Annotated in this window: 18 protein-coding genes; all 18 read left to right on the top strand. The window is 39.7% G+C overall.

The annotated features are described in order from the left end of the window. Positions 1-358: 358 nt before the first annotated feature. Positions 359-493: a 50S ribosomal protein L34 gene (gene rpmH / locus AOR04_RS17605; protein ID WP_004335215.1), complete on the top strand. Its 135-nt coding sequence runs from the start codon at positions 359-361 to the stop codon at positions 491-493. A gap of 7 nt (positions 494-500) precedes the next feature. Further along, positions 501-923: a ribonuclease P protein component gene (gene rnpA / locus AOR04_RS17600; RefSeq protein WP_033031124.1), complete on the top strand. Its 423-nt coding sequence runs from the start codon at positions 501-503 to the stop codon at positions 921-923. Positions 924-1052: 129 nt separating this feature from the next. Continuing rightward, entirely contained in the window at positions 1053-1328 is a 276-nt protein-coding gene (gene yidD, locus AOR04_RS17595) for a membrane protein insertion efficiency factor YidD (RefSeq protein WP_008138026.1), read from the top strand. Between the two features lie 8 nt (positions 1329-1336). Further along, positions 1337-2971, top strand: a complete 1635-nt coding sequence (yidC, locus tag AOR04_RS17590) for a membrane protein insertase YidC (protein WP_096794053.1) — start codon at positions 1337-1339, stop codon at positions 2969-2971. Positions 2972-3366: 395 nt separating this feature from the next. After that, entirely contained in the window at positions 3367-4731 is a 1365-nt protein-coding gene (gene mnmE / locus AOR04_RS17585; protein ID WP_007377655.1) for a tRNA uridine-5-carboxymethylaminomethyl(34) synthesis GTPase MnmE, read from the top strand. A gap of 1105 nt (positions 4732-5836) precedes the next feature. Further along, positions 5837-6286 (top strand): FMN-binding protein MioC, encoded by a 450-nt coding sequence (gene mioC, locus AOR04_RS17580; protein ID WP_007377656.1) that lies wholly within the window; start codon positions 5837-5839, stop codon positions 6284-6286. A 428-nt stretch (positions 6287-6714) separates the two neighbouring features. Further along, positions 6715-8604 (top strand): tRNA uridine-5-carboxymethylaminomethyl(34) synthesis enzyme MnmG, encoded by a 1890-nt coding sequence (mnmG, locus tag AOR04_RS17575; RefSeq protein WP_096794052.1) that lies wholly within the window; start codon positions 6715-6717, stop codon positions 8602-8604. Between the two features lie 15 nt (positions 8605-8619). Then, the gene (gene rsmG / locus AOR04_RS17570) at positions 8620-9240 is read left to right on the top strand and encodes a 16S rRNA (guanine(527)-N(7))-methyltransferase RsmG (RefSeq protein WP_007377658.1); all 621 of its coding nucleotides are present in this window, start codon (positions 8620-8622) and stop codon (positions 9238-9240) included. A gap of 14 nt (positions 9241-9254) precedes the next feature. Next, positions 9255-10040, top strand: coding sequence for a ParA family protein (locus tag AOR04_RS17565; RefSeq protein ID WP_007377659.1), 786 nt, complete (start codon positions 9255-9257; stop codon positions 10038-10040). 20 nt (positions 10041-10060) lie between these two features. Then, entirely contained in the window at positions 10061-10987 is a 927-nt protein-coding gene (locus AOR04_RS17560; protein WP_007377660.1) for a ParB/RepB/Spo0J family partition protein, read from the top strand. Between the two features lie 142 nt (positions 10988-11129). After that, the gene (locus AOR04_RS17555) at positions 11130-11510 is read left to right on the top strand and encodes an ATP synthase subunit I (RefSeq protein WP_007377661.1); all 381 of its coding nucleotides are present in this window, start codon (positions 11130-11132) and stop codon (positions 11508-11510) included. Positions 11511-11525: 15 nt separating this feature from the next. Next, positions 11526-12383, top strand: a complete 858-nt coding sequence (atpB, locus tag AOR04_RS17550) for a F0F1 ATP synthase subunit A (RefSeq protein ID WP_024597178.1) — start codon at positions 11526-11528, stop codon at positions 12381-12383. Positions 12384-12439: 56 nt separating this feature from the next. Further along, complete coding sequence (gene atpE, locus AOR04_RS17545; RefSeq protein ID WP_004335261.1) at positions 12440-12673, top strand: F0F1 ATP synthase subunit C; 234 nt, start codon at positions 12440-12442, stop codon at positions 12671-12673. 41 nt (positions 12674-12714) lie between these two features. Beyond that, positions 12715-13185 carry a F0F1 ATP synthase subunit B gene (gene atpF, locus AOR04_RS17540; protein WP_004335264.1) on the top strand — a complete coding sequence of 157 codons (471 nt, stop codon included), beginning with the start codon at positions 12715-12717 and terminating at the stop codon, positions 13183-13185. 16 nt (positions 13186-13201) lie between these two features. After that, positions 13202-13735, top strand: a complete 534-nt coding sequence (gene atpH, locus AOR04_RS17535) for a F0F1 ATP synthase subunit delta (protein WP_007377663.1) — start codon at positions 13202-13204, stop codon at positions 13733-13735. A 14-nt stretch (positions 13736-13749) separates the two neighbouring features. After that, positions 13750-15291, top strand: coding sequence for a F0F1 ATP synthase subunit alpha (atpA, locus tag AOR04_RS17530; RefSeq protein ID WP_004335270.1), 1542 nt, complete (start codon positions 13750-13752; stop codon positions 15289-15291). Between the two features lie 60 nt (positions 15292-15351). Next, positions 15352-16212, top strand: a complete 861-nt coding sequence (gene atpG / locus AOR04_RS17525; protein ID WP_033031118.1) for a F0F1 ATP synthase subunit gamma — start codon at positions 15352-15354, stop codon at positions 16210-16212. 33 nt (positions 16213-16245) lie between these two features. Then, a complete protein-coding gene (atpD, locus tag AOR04_RS17520) occupies positions 16246-17631 on the top strand; it encodes a F0F1 ATP synthase subunit beta (protein ID WP_007377665.1) in 1386 nt (461 codons plus the stop codon). The last annotated feature ends 13 nt before the right edge of the window (positions 17632-17644 follow it).

The following is a 17644-nucleotide window of genomic DNA, read 5'->3' as shown; positions in this document are numbered from 1 at the left end:
TATCGCTGTATAAAAACATTAACAGACTGATTTAAATAAGCTTTTATTTCAAAGCCTGATGACAGATCATAACAAAATAACACTAAGATCGCGAACCAATTTTACGATCCATTTTACTTTTCCCCTGCTTTTATTCACTTTTTATACAGGGGCTGTGGAAAACTTCTTATTTATGATGATCCTAGTGGATCATAATTCTCGATCACCATGAATAGAGTAACTAACACTTAGTATAGGCTGTAATTATGATTGACTTTGAGTCACTTCATCTATAATATCTCGCGCTCGCAATGGCACCTATGCCAGGATCGCGACCTGTATAGGATGTTTTAACTTTAACCGATCGGATGAGATTGTTATGAAAAGAACTTTTCAACCTAGCGTTTTAAAACGCAAACGTGCACACGGCTTCCGTGCTCGCATGGCAACTGTAAATGGCCGTAAAGTATTAGCACGTCGCCGCGCTAAAGGCCGCAAAGTTCTTTCTGCTTAATTTATAAGTGGAAGACTTTAGCTTTGGCAGGGAGTTACGTCTGTTAACTCCCTCGCATTACTCTCGCATATTTAATGAACCCGCTCGGGCTGCAACTCCTTTCTTTACTCTATTAGCTAAACCAAATAACCAAGATAAACCTAGGTTAGGGCTTACTGTTGCTAAAAAACGTGTAAAAAAGGCATGCCAACGAAACCGTATTAAACGTCTCGCTCGCGAAAGTTTTCGTTTAAATCAACACAGCATCGATAATATTGATATTGTGCTTATGGTTAAAAATGGTATTGATGAGCAGTCTAATGAAGAAATAACCAAACAACTTACTAAATTATGGCGAAAAATTAACGAACGCTGTAAACCAGGTGCACCTAAACCGCCACCTTTTAAGAAACGCCCAAACAAATCAGCTAAATCTAATAAACAAACCTAATTGCAATAGAATTGCAGGGTTAATTAATGTATCTTTAGCTCACCTTTTAATCATGCATTTAAAATTTCTAATTGAGTCTTTAAATACATGATATCTATCTCACTAAACTTAAGTAGGGGCATAAACATCATGAGGTTACTTAAACCACTTGTTGCTTTACCAACTTTTTGTTTAGTGTTATTTATCCGCGGTTATCAAAAGTGGATTAGCCCGCTGTTAGGTCCGCATTGTCGTTTTAATCCAACCTGTTCTAGTTATGCTATTCAAGCAATTAAATTGCATGGATCGGTAAAAGGTAGTTGGTTAGCTTTGAAACGCATATTAAAATGCCATCCTTTACATTCAGGCGGAGACGACCCCGTCCCTGAAAAATTAACCCATATTAACCACCAACACGAGAAATAAGAGCTGTTATGGAATCGCAACGCACGTTTTTATTAATTGGCCTAATGCTAGTGTCGTTTTTATTGTTCCAAGAATGGGACAATGATTACAACAAGCCTAAAGTCGATCCAAGTGCCACAACACAAACACTAAAAGCAAATTCACCAGAGTCGGATGATTATATTCCTTCATCGTCAGATTCAGAATTACCTACTTCAGCAACTTTAGCTAAACGTTCAGTTATTGAAATCACAACTGACGTTTTTAAAGTTAAAATTGACACCAAAGGCGGTGACATTGTTGAAGCAGACCTTCTTCAATACGAAGACACCAAAGGAAGTAACACTCCTTTTATGTTGCTTGGTGAGTTTGATGGCAAACAATACTTTTCACAAAGTGGCTTAATTGGCTTAAATGGCCCTGACGCATCAGCTAACGGTCGCCCTACTTACAATACCGAACAAAAGTCATATACCTTAACGGGTGATGAGCTTCGCGTTCCACTTCAGTTTACAGATCGTAATGGTGTTAGTTTTACTAAAACGTATGTATTCAAAAAAGGTCAGTATGACGTAGGCTTAGAATACAAAATTAACAACACCACCAGCGCACCTCTTCAAGTACAGCTATACACGCAGATTAAGCGTACCGTACAAGAAAAAGGCAGCATGGTTGATCAAAACTATTTAGGTGCTGCATACGGTACTGACGAAGAACCATACGAAAAGTATAGTTTTTCAGATATGGCTGATAAAAACCTAAACAAAAACACCCAAGGTGGTTATGTTGCCTTTATTCAACATTACTTTGTAAGTGCTTGGGTTCCAATGCAGGATCAATCAAATACAATTTATAGCTTAATTACAAAAAGTAATGCCGCTATTATTGGTGCTAAAGATGAAGCTGTTAATATTCAAGCTGGTAGTGAGCAAACACTAACTGCTATTTATTACATGGGCCCGAAAGAATCGGATATTCTTGAAGCGATTCACCCAGACCTAGACTTAACTGTAGATTACGGTTGGTTATGGTTTATTTCGCAACCTTTATTTGTATTGCTAAAATGGCTACATAGCATTTTAGGTAACTGGGGTGTAGCAATTATTGCCATCACTATTATCGTTAAATCGTTAATGTACCCACTTACTAAAGCGCAATACACTTCAATGGCAAAAATGCGTGCCCTACAGCCTAAAATGGCAGCTCTTAAAGAAAAATTTGGTGACGACCGTCAAAAGTTCGGCCAAGCAACTATGGAAATGTACAAAAAAGAAAAAGTTAACCCAATGGGTGGCTGTTTCCCTATTTTGCTACAAATGCCAATTTTCTTAGCCTTGTTCTACGTATTCTTAGAGTCAACTGAACTTCGCCACGCTGAATTCATTTTTTGGTTAACTGACCTTTCTGCGAAAGACCCATACTACGTATTACCTATATTATTTGGTGCGAGTATGTTTGTGACGCAAAAGCTACAACCTATGACGGTTACTGATCCAATGCAGCAAAAAATGATGACCTTTATGCCGGTTATCTTCTCTGTATTTTTCTTATGGTTCCCATCGGGTTTAGTTCTTTACTGGTTAGTGTCTAACCTTATTTCTATTGTCCAGATGTTAATCATCTACCGTGGCATGGAAAAGAAAGGAATTAAAGTAAGAGGCTAGCGCCTATACCCAAGCCACATCAAGATGCAAAATTCAGCGTTTCACAGGGGCTTAAGATCAAGGCGTTACTTTGCAAGAATGGCAGTCCCTTTTAAAAAGTAACAACGATGAAATTAAGTACCTGTGAAACGCCCAAAGGGTTGGTTTAAAAGCGATTTATACTGCGTTATTGATTTTAACAATAGAACCACTATTATTCTCAATCAATGCCTTGCCTAAATAGCTTTTAACTCCAACTGAAACTCGCATCTTGAGATGGCTTGGGTATATTACTTATATAAAGGCGACTTAGGTCGCCTTTTTTATTGCCTGTTTTTCACCAGAGTATTCGCGAGTGTTTATTTCATAGGTTACAATACCGCCATAAAGTTACTCATCGTTGGCAAATTAATAGCATGATCAATCAAGATACAATTGCAGCACAAGCAACCGCTCCCGGACGTGGTGGCGTTGGTATAATTCGCGTTTCAGGCAGCCTTGCTAAAAGCGTTGCCGAAAAAGTGGTAGGTAAAATTCCTAAAGTTCGCTACGCCGATTACGTGCCATTTAAAAGCCTAGCTGGCGAACAACTTGATCAAGGTATTGCCATTTACTTTGCAGGCCCTAACTCATTTACAGGCGAAGATGTGCTTGAGCTACAAGGCCACGGCGGCCCTGTAGTACTGGATATGTTACTTAAAGAAATTAGTAAAATCGAGGGCGTTCGTTTAGCAAAACCAGGTGAGTTTTCTGAGCGTGCATTTATGAACGACAAGCTTGATTTAACACAAGCAGAAGCCATCGCCGACTTAATTAATGCCACCAGCGAACAAGCCGCTAAAAGCGCCCTACAGTCGCTGCAAGGTGAATTTTCTAAGCACATAGAAACACTCGTAGAAAAAGTAATTCACTTACGTATGTATGTAGAAGCGGCAATAGACTTTCCTGATGAAGAAATTGATTTTTTATCAGACGGTAAAGTGTCAGGCGACTTAGACGCCATTATTACCCAGCTTAATACTGTAACTAATCAAGCCAAGCAAGGCAGCATAATGCGCGAAGGTATGCGTGTTGTTATTGCTGGTCGCCCAAATGCGGGTAAATCAAGCCTACTCAACGCTCTAGCTGGTCGTGAAGCCGCAATAGTAACAGAAATAGCCGGTACCACTCGCGACGTACTAAGAGAGCATATACATATAGATGGTATGCCACTGCATATTATAGATACCGCAGGCCTGCGCGAAAGCCCAGACCGCGTAGAACAAATAGGCATTGAGCGTGCATGGGATGAAATAAACCAAGCCGATCGCGTTTTATTTATGCTTGATGGCACCGATACTACAGATACCGACCCACACAAAATTTGGCCTGAGTTTATGGCAAAATTACCAGAAGGTATGGGCGTGACAGTCATCAGAAACAAGGCCGATTTATCGGGTGATATAGTAGGAATGGAGCAAGAGCAACAATACCCGGTCATCAGCTTAAGTGCCAAAAATGCTGACGGTATTGAACTTGTTCGCGAGCATTTAAAAGCCTGTATAGGCTTTCAAGGAGCTACAGAGGGCGGGTTTATGGCACGTCGTCGTCATTTGGATGCACTGGAAAGTGCGGCCCATCATTTAGATACCGGTAAAACACAATTAGAAATGCACATTGCCGGTGAAATACTGGCTGAAGAATTACGTTTAACACAGCAATATTTGAATGAAATAACCGGTGAATTTACCTCTGACGATTTACTAGGAAAGATATTTAGCTCGTTTTGTATTGGTAAATAAACACCTTATTACAAGCATATTCTTATAATAAAGAGCACTCAGGTGCTCTTTTTCATATAAAAAATTAGGCTTTAAAATATGCTATTTATACGTCTAATACCTGAGAGTTACAGTCGATAAATCATATTCAAAGCTACCTTTGTTACGTGCTAAGAGAGGTCTGATTACGTAGATTAAACAATGTGGAATATACTCTTTAGCGGCATTAATAGCGTAAATTACCCCTATTATTAATACAAAACCGATACATTTTTCAAACAATAACACACTTTTAAAGCGTTATACTTCATACAAAAATTAGTTATAAATGGCTTTCTTATACTTACTTTAGCCCACAAAAATGCACTAAAACACACCTCATACACGCAAAGAATGATGCTTTTTGCTCAATTAAAGAGCTAAAAACACTGATTATTACTCTAAAAAACTTACTTTTGATAACATATAATTTGATAATCATTGTGATTTTTAAATAAAATAACTCAACTGTTAAGTATTAAAAAGTTTTGATCTGCTAACTCAACCAGCAAAATTAAAAAAAATAGCAGCTCTAAATTCGCATAAAATTAAAAATACCGAGATCACTTATCCACAATACCTAATTTTCAGCTCAAACAAATACCAAAAACAGGTAAATAAGCTGAAAAAACCTCACTATTTATTAATATTTATCCGTTTATGAGCTTATTTTTAATTAATTTCATTAGATCTGCTTTATTAGATCATTTTAAAAATTTATTTTAGATCTAAACTTGAGGTTATCAACAGGCTTTATATCCACATTATGATCAACATCTACTTTTAATATATAAATTACTATTTCAACTTTTTACTGATTAAAAATATCAATAACTTAGCGGATATAAAACAACCTAACAAGCCTATTTAAACAGAGCTTTTCCCACTGTTATCAACAACTTGATCAGAAGATTACATTTAAAGATAATTTGTTAAACCCTATATTATCAACAAGTTAAAGAAACACTTTTGAATGAGTGTAAAATTACTGCAAAAATAGTTATACAAAATGGCACTCTTAACTTTACTGTTACCCTCACTCAGTTATCATAGTCAGCAATTAAAACAAATGTGATCACTAATATTCATGAGTTCAGTAAATCTTATTGTTGGCAGCCAAATGGGATCAGCCGAGTATGTTGCAGAGCAACTAAGCGACGCGCTAAATAACCTTGGTATTACTACACAACTACATGATCAACCTGAATTTAGCGATATAGATCAGCAAAATACCATTTGGTTAATTTGCACATCTACTTATGGCGCAGGTGATTACCCTGAAAACTTTATTAGCTTTGTTGAAGATGTGACTCAAGCTAATGATTTATCTCAATTAAAATACTCAGTAATCGCTTTAGGTGATACCAGTTATGACACTTACAACCAGGCTGGACGTAATATAGATGCCTTATTAGCTCAAAAAGGCGCTATAAAAGTAGCAGAACGCTTAGAGCTTAATATTCTCGATGAAGCACTACCAGAGGACACCGCATTAGCATGGTTAGACTCTTGGATAACCAAAACAGGCTTAAAATAGAGAGATCAAGTAAAAAGTTACATATAAAGTTACCCACAATTTACTAATAATTTAATAGATTTTGTGGATAAAGATTGAATAAACTGCTTTTTAAAGCATGCTTATCCATGGGATAAGATCTAACTGATTCAGCCCTGTGCATAAAGTGCCTTTTTGATCAGAGCTTATTTGCGGGATGATCCGATCATATTAACACCTTTAGATCTGATCTAATTTGATGTTTTTAATGAAGATCTAAACATTATCAACAGAAAAGTCGATCCGTAGTAGTAATAGTAATAAAAGATCTCTTTAAAAGATCCTTTATATTATTAGAGATCACATACTTAGATCTTGCCCACTGTTTAATCATTTATCTTCTGCCAATTTCTAGGTAGAATACGCTCCCTTTTGAAGTTTACCGGTTTGATTTAAGTAGGATCCCATTAATGATTTTTCACGAAAATTTTGACGTTATCGTAGTAGGTGGTGGACATGCTGGCACTGAAGCCGCATTAGCAGCTGCCCGTATGGGGATGAATACCCTGCTACTGACTCACAATATGGATACCCTTGGTCAAATGTCTTGTAACCCAGCAATTGGTGGGATAGGCAAAGGTCATTTGGTAAAAGAAATTGACGCGCTTGGTGGTGCAATGGCACAGGCCATTGATAAAGGCGGGATCCAATTTCGTACACTAAATTCTTCAAAAGGACCTGCTGTTCGTGCAACTCGAGCACAAGCAGATCGCGCCTTGTACAAAGCGGCTATTCAAACAACATTACAAAATCAAGATAATCTTAAAATTTTTCAACAATCGTGTGATGATCTTATTGTTGAAAACGATCGTGTTACTGGCGTAGTAACTCAAATGGGTTTGCGTTTTAGTGCACCAAGTGTTGTTTTAACCGTGGGTACTTTTTTAGGTGGCTTAATCCATATAGGGTTAGAAAATTACAAAGGCGGCCGTGCAGGCGATCCTCCTTCAATTGCTTTAGCTGATCGCTTACGTGAACATCCATTTAGAGTTGATCGTTTAAAAACAGGTACACCGCCACGTATTGATGCACGTACTGTTGATTTTACAAAAATGGAAGCACAGCCTGGTGATACACCAACACCTGTGTTTTCGTTTATGGGTAAACAATCAGATCACCCACAACAGATACCGTGTTACATCACTTACACAAACGAAAAAACACATGATGTTATTCGTAAAAACCTACATCGCTCACCTATGTACTCAGGTGTTATTGAAGGTATTGGTCCACGCTACTGCCCTTCAATTGAAGATAAAATTGTTCGTTTTGCAGATAAAGATAAACATCAAATATTTGTTGAACCTGAAGGTTTAACATCATACGAATTATATCCAAATGGTATTTCGACTAGTTTACCGTTTGATGTACAAATTGAGATTGTGCAATCTATTTCTGGTTTTGAAAATGCACATATTTGTCGACCTGGCTATGCAATAGAATATGACTACTTTGATCCACGTGATTTAAAACAGTCTTTAGAAACTAAATTTATTGAAGGCTTATTTTTCGCGGGTCAAATTAACGGCACCACCGGCTATGAAGAAGCAGGTGCACAAGGCTTAATTGCAGGTATGAATGCTGCGCTAAAAGTGCAAGGCAAAGATTCTTGGACACCACGTCGTGATGAAGCTTATGTTGGTGTATTAATCGACGACTTAGCAACACTGGGTACAAAAGAACCCTACCGTATGTTTACCAGCCGTGCTGAATATCGTTTATTACTTCGTGAAGATAATGCTGATATTCGTTTAACAGAAAAAGGCCGTGAGCTTGGTTTAGTTAATGACGAACGCTGGCAGGCATTTAACGAAAAAATGGAAGTAATCGAAAAAGAGAAACAACGCATTAAAGATACATGGATCCACAAAGATCATGCCGTTGTAGATCAAGTAAACGCATTACTTAAAACCCCGCTTACGCGTGAAGCAAGCTTGGAAGAATTACTTCGCCGTCCGGAAATTCGTTACAACGATCTGATGGCTATTGACGGATTGGGATCTGAATTCACAAATAAAGCAGCACTCGAGCAAGTTGAGATCCATACTAAGTACGCAGGTTATATTGCGCGCCAACAAGATGAAATCAATAAGCAGCTTCGTCATGAGCAAACAATTTTACCAAAAGAGTTTGATTACAAAACCGTATCTGGTTTATCAAATGAGGTAGTTGCTAAGCTTATTGAGTCACGTCCTGACACGATTGGTCAAGCATCGCGTATTTCTGGTATCACCCCTGCGGCGATTTCGCTATTATTGGTGTATCTGAAGAAGCAAGGCTTATTACGCAAATCTGCGTAACGATAAGGGTACATAGTGTTACAGCAACAATTAACTACATTGTTAGCGCAAACTGATATTGCGCTAACAGAAAAACAACAGCAACAGCTAGTCCGTTACGTTGAGTTATTAAATAAGTGGAATAAAGCTTATAACTTAACTTCAGTACGTTTACCTGAAGAAATGATGATTAAGCATATTATGGACAGTTTAGTTGTTGCGCCTCATTTACCCGGACATCATTATATTGATGTAGGTACAGGGCCTGGCTTACCGGGTATCGTGTTGGCAATTGCATTACCAAATACACATTTTGTGCTATTAGATAGTTTAGGTAAACGTGTGCGATTTTTAATGCATGTTAAACATGAACTAGGTCTTGATAATGTAACCCCTGTGCAGTCTAGAGTTGAAGAATATCAACCAAGTGTTAAATTAGACGGCGTACTTAGTCGCGCATTTGCTTCATTACAAGATATGGTTGACTGGTGTTCGCACTTAATTGATCATTCGGGCAAATTTATAGCACTTAAAGGCGTGTTCCCTAGCGAAGAGCTAGAGTCATTACCTGCAGGCGTCAAGTTTGAGCAAAAAATTGCATTAGAAGTGCCTAAGTTAGATGCACAACGACATTTAATTATTCTTTCTAAAGACTAGGGATCAGAGACACTGTGGCAAAAGTCATCGCATTAGCAAATCAAAAAGGTGGAGTGGGTAAAACTACAACCGCTGTTAATCTCGCTGCATCTATGGCTGCAACGAAACGTAAAGTGCTGTTAATTGATCTCGATCCGCAAGGTAATGCGACTATGGGGAGTGGCGTAGATAAGTACGGCGATGTGCCAACTATTTACGACTTACTTATTGAAGATAAACCTATAGAAGACGTTATCATCAAAGAAACGTCTGGCGAATACCATATGATTGCTGCAAACGGTGATGTAACCGCTGCAGAAGTTAAACTCATGGAATTATTTGCCCGTGAGGTGCGTTTACGTAACGCGCTTGAAAAAATTCAGGACCAGTACGAATTTATTTTTATAGACTGTCCGCCTTCTTTAAATATGTTAACTGTTAATGCTATGGCTGCGGCTGATTCTATTTTGGTACCAATGCAGTGTGAGTATTATGCACTTGAAGGGTTAACCGCATTAATGGATACGATTACGCAGCTTGCTAGATTAGTGAATCCGAGTTTACAAATTGAAGGCATACTTCGTACTATGTATGACCCGCGTAACCGTTTGGCAAATGATGTATCAGAACAATTAAAACAACATTTTGGCGATAAAGTATACCGTACGGTGATCCCACGTAATGTTCGCTTAGCCGAAGCACCTAGTTTTGGTGCTCCAGCTATGTATTATGACCGGGCATCAAGTGGCGCTAAAGCGTATTTAGCACTCGCTGGTGAAATGTTACGCAGAAAAGAAAAAACAGCGTCCGTTGTCGCCTAACTTTGAGGTAAAAAAATAACATGTCTGCTAAAAAACGAGGTTTAGGCCGAGGACTCGATGCACTTTTAAGTTCGTCAAAGCCTGCACCGAGCGCAAGCAAGGAACAAGACACATCAAACGTGACTGAAGCTGTAAAAAATGCAGCTGGGCCAAATAACAGTGAATTACAAAAACTTCCAATAGAGTTTTTACACTCTGGTAAATACCAACCTCGTAAAGACATGTCTGAAGAGGCGCTAGAAGAGCTTGCTAGTTCTATTCGCTCACAAGGTATTATTCAACCTATTGTTGTGCGCCCTATTGCACATAATAGCTTTGAAATTATCGCCGGTGAGCGTCGTTGGCGCGCAGCGCAAATAGCTAAGCTTGAAACAGTACCTTGTATTATTAAAGATGTACCCGATGAAGCTGCCGTTGCGATTGCGCTGATAGAAAATATTCAGCGTGAAGATTTAAATGCCATGGAAGAAGCGGTTGCACTTAATCGTTTACTAATAGAATTTGAATTAACACATCAACAAGTAGCTGATGCGGTAGGTAAATCACGTACGACTGTAACTAATTTACTGCGTTTAAATAACTTAAATAACGATGTGAAGATTTTGTTAGAGCATGGCGATATTGAAATGGGCCATGCTCGTTGCCTGTTAGCCCTTGAAGGCGAAGCGCAGTCAGATGCTGCTCGTTTAGCTGTCGCTAAAGCACTAACAGTTCGAGAAACCGAAAAATTAGTTCGCTCAATTTTAGAACCAGTGCCAGCTAAAGAAATAACCGAAAAAGATCCAGATGTTAAGCAATTAGAACAACAACTTGCTGAAAACCTAGGTGCCAAAGTTGAAATAAATTACAATAAAAAAGGCAAAGGTAAGCTTGTTATTTCTTATACTAATTTGGACGAACTTGACGGCATTTTAAATCGCATTAATCAAGACAATACCCACCATTAGTTTTCTACATGTCTAAAAAGAGACATTTGTAGCTATTTCGTGTTACAAACCGTCTACTCAAGTTGCAAAACTGGCAGGATTAAGTATAATTTCGCCAGTTTTCACACCCTAACAATTAGAACGCAATAAAGGTTAACTAAACGTGACTGATAAGTTAGCGAGTCCATATAGACTTGCCGTATTAAAGTTAATTTGCCTTCAGGGTGTTGTAGCATTAGTTGCTGCTGTAATTATTTTTTTTAGTTCGGGAGCCAATGCTTCGCTTTCATCACTCGCTGGTGGATTTGTCGCAGTACTTCCGCACTTTGTATTTGCACTTTATGCATTTAGGTATATGGGTGCAAGTCGAGCAAATCAAGCGTATGCCTCGTTGAAACGCGGCAACGGATTAAAATTTATGCTAACAATTGTATTGTTTGCGCTAGTACTGAAGCATTTTCCGGTAATTTTATTACCCTTTTTTAGTACTTATATACTGGCGCTCTTTACTGGATTGTTCGCACCCGTTTTTTTTAAACATTAACTTTTGGGATATAACATGGCAGCAGAAGAAGTTACTCTATCTGGCCATATCCAGCACCATTTGACCAATGCTAAGATGTGCTCGACCGATACAGGTCTCGCCTTCAATAAAGCATGTACGGACAGTGGATTCTGGACATGGCATATAGATACCCTCGCATGGTCTATCGGTTTAGGTCTTATATTTTTATGGATCTTTCGTAGTGCCGCTAAAAAATCAACACTAGGTGTACCTGGAAAATTTCAATGTTTCATTGAAATGGTAGTAGAGTTTGTTGGTGACAACGTACGTGATACTTTCCATGGTAAAAGCAAGCTTATTGCACCATTAGCATTAACAATATTCGTTTGGATATTTTTAATGAACTTAATGGATTTAATACCGGTTGACTTTTTACCTGCATTAGCTGGTTTTGTTGGTGAAACTGCGTTTGGTATGGATTCACACGATGTGTACATGAAAATTGTACCAACGACTGACATTAATATGACTGCGGCGCTAGCGCTTGGCGTATTTATTTTAATGATAGGCTACTCAATTAAAATAAAAGGCATCGGTGGTTTTATTAAAGAACTAACACTTCACCCGTTTAGTTCAAATAATACTGCACTACAAATCCTTTTAATCCCGTTTAACTTATTACTTGAACTGATTGCGCTGGTTTCTAAACCGTTTTCATTAGCGCTACGTTTGTTTGGTAACTTATATGCAGGTGAATTGATTTTCATCTTGATCGGCGCTATCGGATTTATGCAATTACCATTGCATTTTGTTTGGGCTGTATTCCACATCTTAGTAATTGTATTGCAAGCATTCGTATTTATGATGCTAACAATCGTATACCTAAGTATGGCAAGCTCAGATAATCACTAATTTTTATAACCTTTAATATTTAACTTTAATTTACAATTGAAACTTTGGAGAAAAAAATGGAACTAGTATTAGGTCTTAAGTATATCGCAGTAGCTTTACTAATCGGCTTTGGTGCAATCGGCACAGCAATCGGTTTTGGTAACATGGGCGGTAAATTCCTTGAAGCATGTGCGCGTCAACCTGAGCTTGCACCATCGCTACAAGTTAAGATGTTTATTCTTGCTGGTCTAATCGATGCTGTAGCAATGATTGGTGTTGGTATCGCTATGGTATTGTTGTTCGTACTTTAATTTTATTTTTTGAACAGCTTACTATTTAAGGAGGAGCGGTTGTGAATTTAAACGCCACTCTTATCGGTGAATTGATTGCGTTTACGGTGTTCGTATTATTTTGTATGAAATACGTATGGCCACCACTAAACGGTGCAATTGAAGCTCGCCAGAAAAAAATCGAAGATGGTTTAGCTGCCTCTGATAGAGCCGAAAAAGACTTAGAACTTGCGCAAAAGAAAGCTGCTGAACAGCTTAAAGATGCAAAAGCTCAAGCGGCTGATATCATTGATCAAGCTAAAAAGCGTGCAGTGCTAATTGTTGACGAAGAAACACTTCGTGGTCAGCAAGAGCGTGAAAGTATCATTGCTCAAGGGCACTCTGAAGTTGAGTCTGAACGTAATCGCATAACAGAAGAGCTACGTAAGCAAGTAGCAACACTGGCAGTGATTGGTGCAGAACGTATTTTAGAGCGTGAAATTAATCAAGCCGCACATAGTGACATCGTTGAAAAACTTGTCGCTGAGCTGTAATTAGGAGGGTATGAGCATGTCTAATTTGACTACTATCGCTCGCCCATACGCTAAAGCGGCTTTTGAACTTGCCGTTGAGAAAGGCACTCTAGAAAGCTGGAATGATATGTTGTTCTTTGCAGGCCACGTAGCCAGCAATGAACAAGCATCATCCGCTTTAGCAGGTATGCCTACAGCTACTGCACAAGCTGAATTATTTATTCAACTTTGTGCTGAGCAGCTCAACGAACAAGGTCAGAACCTAGTTAAGGTGATGGCTGAAAATGGACGTTTGACAGCTCTACCTGAAGTTGCACAGTTATTTGCTGAATTTAAAGCACAATACGATAAAGAAATCGAAGTAGATGTGATTTCTGCAACTCCTCTTGTTGCTGCGCAACAAGAGTCATTGGTAGCGGCACTTGAAAAACGTTTCGCACGCAAAGTTAAGCTGAATTGTAGTGAAGACGCGTCAGTGGTTGGTGGGCTTATTATTAGGTCTGGCGACACTGTAATCGACGGTACTATTCGCGGTAAATTAAGCCGCTTAGCTACAACACTACAATCGTAATTGGGAAAAAGAGCATGCAACTTAATTCCACTGAAATTTCAGATCTGATCAAACAACGTATTGAGAAGTTCGAAGTTGTAAGTGAAGCTCGTAACGAAGGTACTATTGTATCTGTTACTGACGGTATCATCCGCATCCACGGTCTTGCTGACTGTATGCAAGGTGAAATGATTGAGCTTCCTGGCAGCCGTTATGCTATCGCACTAAACCTTGAGCGCGACTCAATTGGTGCAGTAGTAATGGGTCCGTACGCTGACCTTACTGAAGGCGTAAAAGTATATACAACTGGTCGTATTTTAGAAGTTCCTGTTGGTCCTGGTCTACTTGGTCGTGTTGTAAACACACTAGGTGCTCCAATCGATGGTAAAGGCGCTTTAGATAACGACGGGTTTGAACCTGTAGAAAAAATTGCACCAGGTGTAATCGAGCGTAAGTCAGTAGATGAGCCAGTTCAAACTGGTTATAAATCTATCGATGCGATGATTCCAGTTGGTCGTGGTCAACGTGAACTTATCATCGGTGACCGTCAAACAGGTAAAACTGCACTAGCAATCGATGCAATCATCAATCAAAAAGACACAGGCGTTAAGTGTGTGTACGTTGCGATTGGTCAAAAAGCATCTACTATTGCAAACGTAGTTCGTAAATTAGAAGAGCATGGTGCACTAGCAAATACTATCGTAGTTGTTGCATCTGCTTCTGAATCTGCGGCACTTCAGTACTTAGCACCGTTCGCGGGCTGTACTATGGGTGAATACTTCCGTGACCGTGGTGAAAACGCATTAATCGTATATGATGATTTGTCTAAGCAAGCAGTTGCTTACCGTCAAATTTCATTACTACTTAAGCGTCCACCAGGCCGTGAAGCATACCCAGGTGACGTATTCTACCTTCACTCTCGTCTTTTAGAGCGTGCATCGCGTGTAAACGCAGATTACGTTGAAAAGTTCACTAATGGTGAAGTGAAAGGTAAAACTGGTTCATTGACGGCATTGCCAATCATTGAAACTCAAGGCGGCGACGTTTCTGCGTTCGTACCGACTAACGTTATCTCTATCACCGATGGTCAGATCTTCTTAGAAACTGACTTATTCAACTCAGGTATCCGTCCGGCAGTAAATGCTGGTATCTCGGTATCGCGTGTTGGTGGTGCTGCACAAACTAAAATCGTTAAGAAACTAGGTGGCGGTATCCGTCTAGCCCTAGCTCAGTACCGTGAATTAGCTGCGTTCTCGCAGTTCGCGTCTGACCTTGATGATGCTACTCGTGCTCAACTTGAGCATGGTGAGCGTGTAACAGAGCTAATGAAGCAGAAACAGTACGCGCCAATGTCTGTTGCTGAAATGTCTTTGTCGTTATTTGCCGCTGAAAAAGGCTTCCTTCAAGACATCGAAATCGCGAAAATCGGTGACTTTGAAGCAGCTTTACTTTCTTATGCAACTAGCACATACGCAGAGCTTGTGGCTCAAATCAATGAAACTGGTAACTTGAATGCCGAGATCGAAGCGCAGCTTAAAGAACTTCTTACGAAGTTCAAGTCTACGCAAACTTGGTAATTTAGTTATTAATGGTGCGCTTTAGGAAACTAAAGCACACCTTGATTCGGAGAGAGAGTCATGGCCAGCGGAAAAGAGATTAAAAGCAAGATCGGGAGTATTAAAAACACTCAAAAGATCACTAGCGCAATGGAAATGGTTGCTGCGTCTAAAATGAAAAGGGCGCAAGAACGCGTTGCTTCAAGCCGTCCATACGCTAATAAATTACGTGAAGTAATTGGTCGTGTTGCTCAAGCAAATCTTGATTTTACTCACCCGTTCTTAAAAGATCGTGAAGTAAAACGAGTTGGTTATATTGTTATCTCTACAGACCGTGGTCTGTGTGGCGGTCTAAACTCAAACGAGTTTAAGAAAGTTGCACTTGATGTTAAAGCGTGGAAAGAGAAAGGTGTTGATGCTGAATTTGCTACTTTAGGTAGTAAGGCAGCTGGCTTCTTTCAACGTTTTGGTGGTCAACTACTCGCTAAAAAAGCGGGCCTAGGAGATAAACCTTCAGTACAAGACGTTATTGGTCCTGTAAAAGTTATGCTTGATGCATTTTCTGAAGGCAAAATAGACCGTTTATTCTTGGTATATAACAAATTCGTTAATACCATGAAGCAAGAGCCAATTATAGATCAGTTACTCCCTTTGCCAAAAGCTGAAGAAGAAGTATCTGCTCACACATGGGATTACTTATACGAGCCAAACCCAGAGGCTATTTTAGAGTCTTTGTTAGTACGCTTTATTGAGTCTCAAGCATACCAAGGTGTGGTAGAAAATGCTGCCTCAGAACAGGCTGCTCGTATGGTTGCAATGAAAGCTGCAACTGATAACGCAGGTGACCTTATGGACGAGCTACAGCTTGTTTATAACAAGGCTCGCCAAGCAGCAATCACACAAGAAATTAGTGAGATTTGTTCTGGCTCAGCAGCAGTTTAATGCTTCAGGTAAAGATTAACGAGAGGAATAGACATGAGTTTAGGTAAGGTCGTCCAAATTATCGGCGCCGTTGTGGATATTGAATTTCCACAAGATAGCGTGCCAGCGGTATACCACGCACTAAGAGTAACAGATGGCGATTTAGCTGGTTTGACTCTAGAAGTTCAACAGCAGCTAGGTGGCGGTGTAGTGCGTACTATCGCTATGGGTACTACTGATGGTTTACGTCGTAGTGCTTTAGTTATGAATACAGGTGAATCGATTCAAGTTCCAGTTGGTAAAGCAACGCTTGGTCGTATCATGAACGTACTTGGTGAGCCAATTGATGAAGCGGGTCCAATCGGCGAAGAAGACCGTATGTCTATTCACCGTGCAGCGCCTTCATACGAAGAGCAATCAAGTTCAGTTGAACTTTTAGAAACTGGTATTAAGGTTATCGACCTTGTATGTCCGTTTGCTAAAGGTGGTAAAGTTGGTTTATTCGGTGGTGCCGGTGTTGGTAAAACTGTAAACATGATGGAACTTATCCGTAACATCGCAATCGAGCACAGCGGCTACTCAGTATTCGCAGGTGTTGGTGAGCGTACACGTGAGGGTAACGATTTCTACCATGAGATGAACGATTCAAACGTACTTGATAAAGTATCGCTTGTATACGGCCAGATGAACGAGCCTCCAGGTAACCGTTTACGCGTAGCGTTAACAGGTCTTACTATGGCCGAAAAGTTCCGTGACGAAGGTCGCGATGTACTTTTCTTCGTAGATAACATCTACCGTTACACTCTTGCTGGTACAGAAGTATCTGCACTACTTGGTCGTATGCCATCAGCGGTAGGTTACCAGCCTACACTTGCTGAAGAAATGGGTGTGCTTCAAGAGCGTATTGCTTCAACTAAGACGGGTTCAATTACATCAATCCAAGCGGTATACGTACCTGCGGATGATTTAACAGATCCATCTCCAGCTACGACTTTTGCTCACTTAGATGCAACTGTAGTACTTTCACGTGATATCGCATCACTTGGTATTTACCCAGCGGTAGATCCACTTGATTCATCTTCACGTCAACTTGACCCACAAGTAATTGGTCAAGAGCACTACGATACAGCACGTGGCGTTCAAACAGTTCTTCAGCGTTACAAAGAACTTAAAGACATCATTGCAATCCTAGGTATGGACGAGCTTTCTGACGAAGATAAGCAACTTGTATCTCGTGCACGTAAAATCCAACGTTTCCTATCTCAGCCATTCTTCGTGGCAGAGGTGTTTACAGGCGCGTCTGGTAAATACGTATCACTAAAAGATACAATTGCTGGCTTTAAAGGCATCTTAAACGGTGAATTTGATGATATGCCAGAGCAAGCGTTCTACATGGTTGGCTCTATCGAAGAAGCTCAAGAAAAAGCCAAAGGCATGTAACTAGGAGGGTAGT

It is taken from the genome of Pseudoalteromonas sp. 1_2015MBL_MicDiv, assembly GCF_002407505.1.
GTDB classification, from domain to species: Bacteria; Pseudomonadota; Gammaproteobacteria; order Enterobacterales; family Alteromonadaceae; genus Pseudoalteromonas; species Pseudoalteromonas fuliginea.
Note: the sequence above shows the minus strand (reverse complement) of the source record. Positions and strands in the feature narration are given on the sequence as shown.